We start from the raw sequence: 10,611 nt of genomic DNA, 5'->3' as shown, positions 1-10,611 counted from the left end.
CACCAGGTCGGGGTCGGAGCAGACGAAGACCTTCTTGTAGCCGCGGCGCTGGAGCTCGCCCGGGATCTCCTTGATAGCGCCGGAACCGTGGTAAGAGATGGTGTTGAGAACGAAACGGTTAGCCATAAATGTGCCTCCTCTTAGACGGTCGTTGACCGTATTTGTGGTAGTACCACCATACCAAAATATCGTGTACTTGGCGATAAAAAACACAAAGGCACCGCTGCAAGGATCTTCTCGCAGCGGTGCCTTTGTGTTTGGATGGGATGGCCGAAGCCTAGATGTTCTCCCGTTTGCTTAGCGGTCGATTTCGGCGCGCACTTTCTTGTCAAAGACGGCAGCGGCAATCGCCAATACGGCGTCGAGGGCGCACACAACGGAGAGGCCCTGGACGGCAGGGGAGAAGAAGCAGGCCGCCGCGCTTGCTACGATTGCCAGCAGGGCAACAACAAGATGCGCTCCCAGAGCGCTGGGGCGGTTGGCCCCTTTGATGCCATCGATAGCGCAAAAGGCCGTGAGGAAGGCGGCGATGGTGCACAGGACGGCATCGAGATTTGCCGTCAAGAAGGTGAGAACGTCGACGTCTCCCTCCACACGCGGTGCGCCATTGAAAACAAGCGATGCCATCACAAAGCAAAGGACGGCAAAGACAATCTGGGCGAGGCTTAGGATTTTGAGCATCTTGCGGTTGCTGGACATGGGGATTTCTCCAAGGATATGAGGGCTTGAAACGAGACACATGATACCCCGCCTTGCTGGGGAATATGACGATATACCAGCTTTAATTGGCTTGCTCAGAAGACAGGAGGGCCGCTTGGCGTCATCCTCTTGAATATTGTTGACAATGTGTCAACATAAGACAGTGATACTGATGGATGAGCGAATCATGTGATGCCTGCCTTGTTTGGCAGATAAAGAAGGGACGATACATGGAAGACGTACGAGTGCTGGAAATCAAGCAGAGCGTGTTTGCCAACAATGACGCCCATGCCGACGAGTTGCGCGACCGTTTGCGTGCTCAGGGGACGTTTCTGCTCAACCTGATGTCGAGCCCGGGTTCGGGCAAGACCACGACGCTCACACGTACGATCGAGGCTCTGCGCGACGAGATGTCCTTGGCGGTTATGGAGGCAGATATCGACTCGGACGTTGACGCGAAGACGATCGCTCAAACCGGTGCCCGTGCTATCCAGCTTCACACGGGCGGTATGTGCCACCTGGACGCATATATGACAGAGCAGGGCCTGGATGCCTTGCTTGATGAGGATGCCGACCATGTTGACCTGGCAATTCTCGAGAACGTGGGCAACCTGGTGTGCCCCGCGGAGTTCGATACGGGGGCCTGCGCCAACGCGATGATTCTTTCGGTCCCGGAGGGTGACGACAAGCCGCTCAAATATCCGCTCATGTTTTCCATCTGTGACGTTGTGCTTATCAACAAGATCGACGCACTGCCGATATTCGACACTTTTAGCATGGAACGCGCACGCGAGAATATCCTCATGCGCAACCCCAATGCCACCATCATCCCAATCTGCGCAAAGACGGGCGAGGGGATCGATCAGTGGGCGCAGTGGCTTCGCGATCGCGTTGCCGCATGGAAGACAGGCGCGTAGCCGGCGGAAATCGGCGCATCTGCCCACCCTTGCCGCATGAACCTGCAGCCAAAGCCGCTTGGGCAATCTAAAAAAGACGGTTATAGGTAGGTTTAAGCGCTTCTTCAAAGTAGAGACGCAAAAAACCCAGGAAAGCGGCTCGCTTTCCTGGGTTTTTCTTTAGGCTACTTGGCAATTTGCCGACAACCTACCTATAACCGTCTTTTTTGAAGGCGACGGTCCAATAGGCGCGAGGCGGCGCTAGTCCATATGGGCGTAATCGACCTTGGCGCGGCGCGCGGTTGCAATCTCCCAGTCGCGGGTGCCCTCAAAGACATCCTGCTTGTAGGGGTTGCGGCCGAGTTTCTTGGCGCGATAGACAATGTAGATAATCGCGGCAACGTTTGCCACGAGCGCTAGGATCGAAACCACAAGTGCCGCATTGGGATCGAGCGTGGAGTGCGTCACAAAGATGGACTGCTCCTGGAAGAAGGGGAATACCTGCGCGAACATGCACCAAATGGCAAGCGTGAAGGCGCGGTTTTGGATCCAGCCGCCCTTGTTCCAGATAAAGGCCGCCACGGTGGGCGCAAGCAGCAGGGCAAAGCCGCAGAACCAAGAGTGCGTGGGCAGGCAGTTGTAGGTGTAGCAGAAGTTCCAGATGTCGTAGGCGATGATGTAGACCCAGGTCATGTCGGGCCACAGCATGTCGGTCTTGTCTTCGCTTGCGTAGACGCTCCACCAACCGGTCATGCAGAAGATGTTGATGATACCGGCGATGCCGTTGAACACGTTATTCCAACCGGCCAGCTGCGTGGCGCCCTCGGAGGTGACCCAGGTGGTCTCGCCCAGGGCGAAGAAGTGGTAGGCGCTTTCAAAGTCGGACACAACGGCGATCATGATGTTGATGGCAACGATGACAAACGGCCATGCGCGGAACCACTTGGCCTTACCGATCTTGCCCCACTGGTACTTGATGGCAATAAAGCCCCAGCATCCGGCAAGCGCGGCATAAACCTTGGCGTAGTGGAACCAGCTGTTCTGGTACACATGCGTGGGGTTGGTAAGTGCCCACTCCTGTCCGTTGGCCACGCCTACGGCGATGGCGATGCAGTAGATGGTCATGGCGAGGGGCGCCACGATAAAGATAATGGCAGCGCCCGCCTTGCTGCGGCGCCCGACCTCATTGAGCACAATCAGGCCGATAAAGACCATGGCCCAGCCGAGCCAATGGATGCCGGTGTTGCTCCCCCAAACATCAAACAACATGTCCCTCTCCTTTCCTTAATGCCCGTCTCTCCCTCTAGTTCACAACGGGCGCAAATAAACAGTTGCGGCCGTTAGCATCCTATTTGGATGGTCGGCGCTCCGGGTACTTGGCGGTGTAGCCCTCGATGTGCAGCGTCGAAGCAATGATGTCCTTCACGGTCTCATCGGGCACATCCGGGTGCGTGCGAATGTACATGAGCAGTCCCATGACAAGCGTGTAGAAGGTTTCGTAAACATGGTCGATGCGCAGCTCGTGATGGGCAACAAAGTCGGCGACGGTCGTTTCGCACAGGTAGTGCGCAACGCGCTCAACTGCATGGTGGAGAAAACCGCCGTAGAGGGCCCCGCTGCCCGAGGTGAGCGTGGTGGGCAGCTCATGATCATCCACCACCAAACGCTTGAAGAGCGGGGCCACGCTGTCGAGCGCCCCCTCGATGTCGCCTACGGTGCGGCTGGCGTTCCAGTGTTCAAGTTCGCTGACAAAACCCTCGATAGCCTCGTCCATGACGGCTTCGACGGCGGCGTCCATATCGGAAAAATAGTGGTAGAAAAGCGAGCGCGTGCAGCCGGCCTGCTTTGCTACTGCCGATACCGAGAGATGGGATACCCCGCGCTCGGCGCTTACGATGCGTACCGCTTTGAGGATCTCTCGTCGGCGCTCGTCTCCGGGCAGGCGCTTGGAAATCGTGAGCGCAGCTGTGCCCTGGCTTGGCTGGGTTTCGTTTTGCTGCGAGGCGGCATCGCCTGGGTGGTTCGATGTCGCGCTGCGGGTGCTCATCCGCTTGCCGCCTTTCTGATGTTCCGGCCCGGTGATTCACCTTCTAGTCTTGAATATTGTTGACGGTTCGTCAATACTGTTTTTGACAGTATGTCAACTTTACGGGTCGAGCGCGAACAGCCGCGCGTAGCTCGCTTACACAAGGACCGCAGCCTGCGCAGTCGCCGCGCGGCAAGGGAGGGGACGCCATGATTCTCAATGGACCGGGGATTAGCTATACCGAGCCCGATATCGGTGCGGAGTTCGTGCCGCCGTTGCCCGAGCACCCGCGCGAGAAGATCGTGAAGCTTTGCGAGCACTGCACGAATCGCCTGCTGCATCGCGATGAGCTTTTGGGCTATGAGTACTGGTCGTTTGCCGAGGCAGCCACTGACGAGCAGGCAGATGTTTTGCTCAAGATGAAGATGCGCCGGCCCTACACCCTGGCCGAGATGGTCAAGCTCACGGGTATGCCCGAGGCCGAGATCGAAAAGATGCTCGACGACATGAGCTATACCGGCTTGCTTGAGTACAACTGGGAAAATCCGACGCGCACCAAGCAATGGGTGCTGCCCATGCTCGTGCCCGGCTCTGCCGAGTTTCTCAATATGCGTGTAGGCCAGCTGGATGAGCACCCGGTGTTCGCGAAGTTTTTCGAGCAGGCGTCCAAAGGCCCGCTGTCTAAGGCGACGCCCATGGTGCCTCCCGGAGGCGCGGGCATTGGCATGCACGTTATTCCTGTCGAGCAAGCCATAGATGCCGCGAGCACGTCGGTGCCTATCGAGCATATCGAGCATTGGCTGGACAAGTATGACGGCAAGTACGCTGCCTCGACCTGTAGCTGTCGCGCAAGCCGCAAGGTGTTGGGCGAGGGTTGCGGTGACGATCCGCACGACTGGTGCATCGCTGTGGGCGACATGGCCGATTACGTAGTCGAGACCGATCGCGGCCACTACATCACGCGCGAAGAGGTTTACGACATTTTGCGTGCTGCCGAGGACAACGGCTTCGTGCATCAGATCACCAACATCGATGGCGAGAACAAGATTTTCGCCATTTGCAACTGCAATGTGAACGTGTGCTACGCCCTGCGAACCTCGCAACTGTTTAATACGCCCAACCTATCGCGTTCTGCCTATGTTGCCCATACACAGGCCGACAAGTGCGTGGCGTGCGGCCGTTGCGTGGAGGTATGCCCCGCGGGTGCCGTCAAGCTGGGCCAGAAGCTTTGCAGCAAGACGACGGGCAAGGTCCCGGAGTACCCGCGCCAGGAGCTTCCCGATACCGTGAAATGGGGGCCGGAGAAGTGGTCGCCCAACTATCGTAACGATAATCGCGTCGAGACTCACGAGGCGGGTACCGCGCCCTGCAAGACCGCCTGCCCGGCGCACATCGCTGTTCAGGGCTACCTCAAGCTCGCGGCACAGGGCCGCTATGGCGAGGCGCTCGCGCTCATCAAGCGCGAAAACCCGCTGCCTGCCGTGTGCGGCCGCATTTGCAATCGCCGCTGCGAGGACGCGTGCACGCGCGGCAGGGTCGATGCCGCCATCGCCATCGACGAGGTAAAGAAGTTCATTGCGCAGCGCGACCTCGACGCTGCAACGCGCTATATTCCGCCGGTGGTCACGCCTACGCGCGCGGGCGGCTTTGACCAGAAGGTCGCCATCATCGGCGCTGGCCCCGCGGGCCTTTCGTGCGCCTTCTATCTGGCCGAGAAAGGCTACAAGCCGGTCGTGTTCGAGAAGATGCCGCGTCCCGGTGGCATGCTCACCTACGGCATTCCTTCCTTCAAGCTCGAGAAAGACGTCATCGAGGCAGAGGTCGAGGTCATTCGTGAGATGGGCGCCGAGTTCCGCTATGGCGTGGAGGTCGGTCGCGATGTGACCTTGGCCGAGTTGCGTGAGCAGGGCTTTGCCGCCTTTTATGTTGCTATCGGCTGCCAGGGAGGCCGTCTGCCCGGCATCGATGGGCAGGACGCGAAGGGCACCTGGACCGCTGTTGACTTCTTGGCCAAGTACACCGATCAAAGCGCGGGCGCTGCCCCTGCGATGGGCCGCACGGTGGTTGTGGGCGGCGGCAACGTTGCCATCGATGCTGCTCGCGTGGCTGCGCGTACCCAGGCCCCCGAGGTTACGATGCTGTGCCTCGAGTCGGCCAAGGAAATGCCCGCAAGCGACGAGGAGGTTGCCGAGGCTCGCGAGGACGGCGTCGACATCCGTTGCGGCTGGGGCCCCAAGGAGGTCCTCACCAACGAGGCCGGCGCTGTGCGTGGCGTTGTGTTCAAGCGCTGCACGCGCGTGTTTGGCGAGGACGGACGCTTTGCCCCCGAGTATGACGAGAACGACCTTGTGACCATCGAGTGCGACCAGGTTGTCTTTGCCATTGGCCAGAGCATCGAGTGGGGTAACCTGCTGGAGGGCTCTGCTGTCGAGCTTGGCCGTGGCCAGGGCGCCGTTGCCGATCCGCAGACGTATCAGACTGCGGAGCCCGATATCTTTGTGGGCGGCGACGTCTACACGGGTCCTAAGTTTGCTATTGACGCCATTGCCGCTGGCCACGAGGCCGCCGTGTCGATTCATCGCTTTGTCCAGCATGGAACGCTTACCATTGGCCGCAACCAGCGCAAGTATGTTGAGCTTAACAAGGACGACGCCGATCTTTCGAGCTACGACACCGCCCAGCGCGAGGCGCCGGCTTCCAAGGACGCTGCGGCTGCCAAGGCGGCGCCTTTCCGCGAGTACGTGCAGACGCTTACCGAAGAGCAGGTGCGCGCCGAGACCGCTCGCTGCTTGGGCTGCGGCGCCTCGGTTGTCGACCCCAACAAGTGTATTGGTTGCGGCCTGTGCACTACCAAGTGCGCGTTTGACGCCATTCACCTTACGCGCGAGCGTCCCGAGTGCTCGAATATGGTCAAGTACGAGAAGAAGGTTCCCTCGCTGGCAAAATATGCCCTCAAGCGCGAGATCAAGATTCGTTTTGGCAAGAAGAAATAGCGCGGCGGGCCTTGAGGTTTAGTTGCTGCATTGGATGGGCGGGGCCGGACGCAATGCCGGCCTCGCCTTTTAGATAAGAGGTTGATGTCATGCACGAGCTGGGCATCGTGTTTCATATCATCAGGACGGTCGAGGACGCGTGCCGCGACAACGCGATTTTGCGCGTGTCTTCGGTGACGCTGCAACTTGGCGAGGTATCGGGCGTGGTTCCGCACTATCTTGAGGATGCCTGGCGCTGGGCAAGCAACAAGAATCCGTTGGTAGCGGGCTCCGAGCTTAAGATCGAAGAAATACCTGCTGTCACGTATTGCGAGGACTGCAAAAAAACGTATGAAACGGTAGCACACGGCAAGACATGCCCGCACTGCGGAAGTTCTCGCACGTATTTGGTGCAGGGCCAAGAGGTGATGGTGAAGGAGATCGAAACTCCCGACGAGCAGCTTTCGCGCGATGACGTGGACAAAGAGTACGTTGACGGTGTATCTCCATTGGGCCAAGGAGCCATGCGAGAGGCACCACTGGACCCGGTGGATGCCGCCAACCCGTTGATTATCGAGTGAGGCCGGGCTGGGGCAATAAAAATTAAGCGTCAGCCACATCGCGCGAGCGACGGCTGGCCAGAAGTGTTTCTTCCGCCCATCGATTTAAGTTGCATTTTTTTTTCGCTGAGAAAATGGAATTGTTCGAGCTCGCAATCAAGTTCCATTTTTCGGGGAAGGAAAACCATGGACGAGGAGAAGAATCCGCAATCAACTTCGCCGGTCGCGGAAGAAGCGCAGCCAGCAAAGAAGGCCAAAAAGCCTCTTTCAAAAAAGAAAAAGATAATTATTGGCGTGATTGTTGTCCTTATTGTTATTGGCGCAGCCGGCGGTAATGGGAACGGTGCTGGAAACGCGTGGGAATCGAGCGATTCGCAACAAAGTGCCTCAACGACGGTTGAGAAGAAAGAAAAGAAAAAGACTCCGGCCAAAGTCAAGGTCGATAAATCAGGGCTTGAATCCTACATCGATTCGTATGGATCCGTTGCCGCAGATGGATACACCGAGGATTCCTACCAGGCGTACTCGAGCGCTCTTGAGAATGCCAAGTCTGTGGACGCCGACGAAGACGCCACACAATCGCAGGTTGATTCGGCAAAGGGCGATCTCTACACCGCTTACAACGGCTTGGTAGAAGCATTTAACCCCGCTAACTATTCATGGCCTGCGTACCGTGATGTCGCGAGGAACCCTGATAGCTATTCCGGTCAGAAACTTGCGTTTAAGGGAAAGGTCCTTCAGGTTGTAGAGGGGGACTCCGAGACGGATTTGCGTATTGCGACTGATGGCGGATACGACGACGTTATATTCGTGGGCTTTGACCCGAGCATTATGGGCGGAACTCGTGTTCTCGAAGACGATACGGTAACGGTTTATGGTACCTGCGTGGGACAGTACTCATACCAGTCGACCCTGGGTGCAAAAATATCTCTTCCGGGATTGTATGCCGATCAGATAGAGATTAACCAATAGGGTGAGGACGGACGGTTCTCGTCGATTGAGAGCTTGTATCTGCTAGAATGCAATACGCAATGCCTCAGTAGCTCAGGGGATAGAGCACCGCTCTCCTAAAGCGGGTGTCGTACGTTCGAATCGTATCTGGGGCACCAGAGCTTATACGGGCCGGAAGCCATATTGGTTTCCGGCCCGTTTGCTTTTAGCTCATCGTGTGCTCACGGGGCGAAATGAGAGTAAAAAGCGTGTCGGGGCGCCTTGCTGGGCCCCGGCTGGTAAAACCCGCGCACAAACGTTCAGTTTTCCTTATTTTTGGCAAAAAGTTGACGTTTGTGCGCGGGTTTTTATTTGGTGTCGCCGCGGCGTCTGGTTTGGTGCGGCGATGCCTGCGCGCGGTACCTCCTCGAGCCTCCACAAACCTCTCCTGCACCTCCGCCTGGCTCCATTTCCGGGCCATGTGTCTATCGCTGCCAGTGGATAATGAGCCGCTGGGCGATATGAGCAGGACGTTCGCTCCCTGTACCATCTAACATGCTACATAAGATCGCAAAGCTATCGAAAACGGCGCCACCGCGACTGCTGTCGGACACATGCCGCAGCGACCTCGACATCAACCGTCGGTACTCATGGTTGCACCAGGGCGCGTCAAACGCCGGTTTCACTCCTTTGCGAGTCCACCAGGACGAGAGGAGCGTCATGAGCAAGATACGGAAACTGATAGGTTTTGCCTCAGCACTCGCCTTTGTCATAGCGATGCTGCCGGCGTTGGCGTTTGCCGAGACAACGCAGTACAACCTGTTTGTTAACGGCGAACAATTCACCAGCGATAACCTCACTATCGCATGCGGCGAGGGAACGGCGACGTACGACCCCGACGCGCAAACCCTTACGCTGAACAACGCGTCTATCACAAACACGCTTGGCTACGGCGGCATCAATTCACAATTGACAGGCGATTTGGACATCGTGCTTCAGGGTGAGAACCGTATTACTTTCGATGACAATATGGGCATTATGGCTAAAGGGAATGTCGAGTTCTCGGGGTCTGGCAGCCTTACGATCAATGTAGCGGGGGAAACGAAGGACGGCATAAGTGCTGCCGGCAACGTTTCGGTACGCGCGACGACTCTTATCGTTAATGCTCCGGGCGGCGTTGGCATTGCTAGCGACGGCTCGGTGGTCCTCGATAACGCGCGGCTTACGTCGCATGCGCTGTATGCGGGCATCGACGCCGTTAACCTCACCATCCGAAACGGCAGCGTGGTTGACATCTTGGCGACGGAAAACAATTGCAACGCCGCGTTTATCAGTTCTCGTGGCGACCCCGTGGGTGGCAACCTGAGCATTTCGAATTCTAGCGTCGTGGCAAAGAGCCTCTCTCCCGGTTTGTTTGCTAGTGGAAATCTAACGATTGACGGCGGTTCTGTTCAATCAACCTCTACCAAGAATTCTGGCCTGTGGGCACGCGGCGATCTGACCATCAAGGGCGGCGCAAAGGTCGCGCTTACTGGCGCATATCCTGCTGGCTGCGGCGGCAATTTCACGGTCTACGCGGCCGAAATCGATGCCAAGAACACAAACACGGATAATATCCCCGCGCTTTTTGATAGCCTTGTCATCAATGCCGATTTTGACCTGACGCATGCCGTCGCCGTCGATAGCGAGGGCACGACCATCGATCTCATCGAACATGATGGCGCCGAGCAGGCCAAGGGCTTCTTGCATCTCTATAAGAATATCCACTTCACTACCGGTGAGAAATCCGTCAGCTACAGCTTCCCCTTCACGAAGGTTGTCAAGAAGGGCGGAGACATCGCTCCCGGCAAGCAGGAATTTGAGCTTGAGATTTTCAACGTCGGCGTTGGCCAAATTGAGGATTACGCTGGCGTGACCGTGACGGCGAGCGTTGTTACGGATGGCGAAAAGAAGTACGAGGGGCTCCTCACCATTAAGGGCCCCAAGAGCCAGGTTCGCGATGTCACTTGCGAGGGCTTCTGCGTGCGCGAGAAGAATACGGGTGTGGCAAACTGGACTTACTCCGATGCTGTCTACCAGATTTTCTGCCATGAGTACACAATTGTGGCTGACGCCCAGTCGGCCACCCAGTCGAGTTACGAAATTTTCCCCGTCAAGCTGGTGGAAACCGATAACGGTGCATTCTACGAGAAGACTCAGGACACGCCCGTGACGAGCATGACGTTCGAGAACGTCTATACAGAAAAGACCGCACCTGCCGAGGGCGATAAACCTGATACCGGCAAAAAGCCTGCTGACACCACGAAGCCTGCCGGAAAGAAAAAGACCACTGCGGGCAAGATTCCCAGCACGGGCGACAGCAACACTTTGGCTATGGAGTGCGCCGCACTGCTGGCAATCGCAGGCGTGCTAGCTGTTGGGCTTTCGATGAAGAAGCTGCGCGGTGGACGTAACGCTCGTTAAGAGTAAGGGCCATGACGTCTGCTGAGGCGGACATGACCAACCAACAAAGGGGTCGATTTCGGAAG

8 protein-coding genes and 1 tRNA gene are annotated in these 10,611 nt (G+C 57.3%); 6 read left to right on the top strand and 3 right to left on the bottom strand.

Annotated features, from left to right (window positions below):
• Positions 1–297: 297 nt before the first annotated feature.
• Entirely contained in the window at positions 298–699 is a 402-nt protein-coding gene (locus tag HF320_RS08810; RefSeq protein WP_169277949.1) for a hypothetical protein, read from the bottom strand.
• Between the two features lie 230 nt (positions 700–929).
• On the opposite strand from HF320_RS08810, the gene hypB reads away from it, so the two are divergent.
• Positions 930–1,616: a hydrogenase nickel incorporation protein HypB gene (gene hypB / locus HF320_RS08805; protein WP_169277948.1), complete on the top strand. Its 687-nt coding sequence runs from the start codon at positions 930–932 to the stop codon at positions 1,614–1,616.
• Positions 1,617–1,856: 240 nt separating this feature from the next.
• Here the strand turns inward: hypB and HF320_RS08800 are convergent, their stop codons facing one another.
• Positions 1,857–2,864 (bottom strand): DUF5692 family protein, encoded by a 1,008-nt coding sequence (locus HF320_RS08800; protein WP_169277947.1) that lies wholly within the window; start codon positions 2,862–2,864, stop codon positions 1,857–1,859.
• A 79-nt stretch (positions 2,865–2,943) separates the two neighbouring features.
• Complete coding sequence (locus HF320_RS08795) at positions 2,944–3,642, bottom strand: TetR/AcrR family transcriptional regulator (protein WP_169277946.1); 699 nt, start codon at positions 3,640–3,642, stop codon at positions 2,944–2,946.
• 188 nt (positions 3,643–3,830) lie between these two features.
• Here HF320_RS08795 and HF320_RS08790 point away from each other — a divergent pair, with 188 nt between their 5' ends.
• From HF320_RS08790 to HF320_RS08770, 5 genes are all read left to right on the top strand, one after another.
• A complete protein-coding gene (locus HF320_RS08790) occupies positions 3,831–6,614 on the top strand; it encodes an FAD-dependent oxidoreductase (protein ID WP_169277945.1) in 2,784 nt (927 codons plus the stop codon).
• A gap of 89 nt (positions 6,615–6,703) precedes the next feature.
• Positions 6,704–7,174 carry a hydrogenase maturation nickel metallochaperone HypA gene (locus HF320_RS08785; RefSeq protein ID WP_169277944.1) on the top strand — a complete coding sequence of 157 codons (471 nt, stop codon included), beginning with the start codon at positions 6,704–6,706 and terminating at the stop codon, positions 7,172–7,174.
• Positions 7,175–7,339: 165 nt separating this feature from the next.
• On the top strand, positions 7,340–8,125 hold the full coding sequence (locus tag HF320_RS08780) for an FIVAR domain-containing protein (RefSeq protein WP_169277943.1): 786 nt from the start codon (positions 7,340–7,342) through the stop codon (positions 8,123–8,125).
• Positions 8,126–8,186: 61 nt separating this feature from the next.
• Positions 8,187–8,262: transfer RNA gene (locus HF320_RS08775), tRNA-Arg, on the top strand.
• 541 nt (positions 8,263–8,803) lie between these two features.
• Positions 8,804–10,546 carry a carbohydrate-binding domain-containing protein gene (locus HF320_RS08770; protein WP_169277942.1) on the top strand — a complete coding sequence of 581 codons (1,743 nt, stop codon included), beginning with the start codon at positions 8,804–8,806 and terminating at the stop codon, positions 10,544–10,546.
• Positions 10,547–10,611: the final 65 nt, after the last annotated feature.

This window comes from Collinsella acetigenes, from assembly GCF_012844445.1.
GTDB classification, from domain to species: domain Bacteria; phylum Actinomycetota; class Coriobacteriia; order Coriobacteriales; family Coriobacteriaceae; genus Collinsella; species Collinsella acetigenes.
Note: the sequence above shows the minus strand (reverse complement) of the source record. Positions and strands in the feature narration are given on the sequence as shown.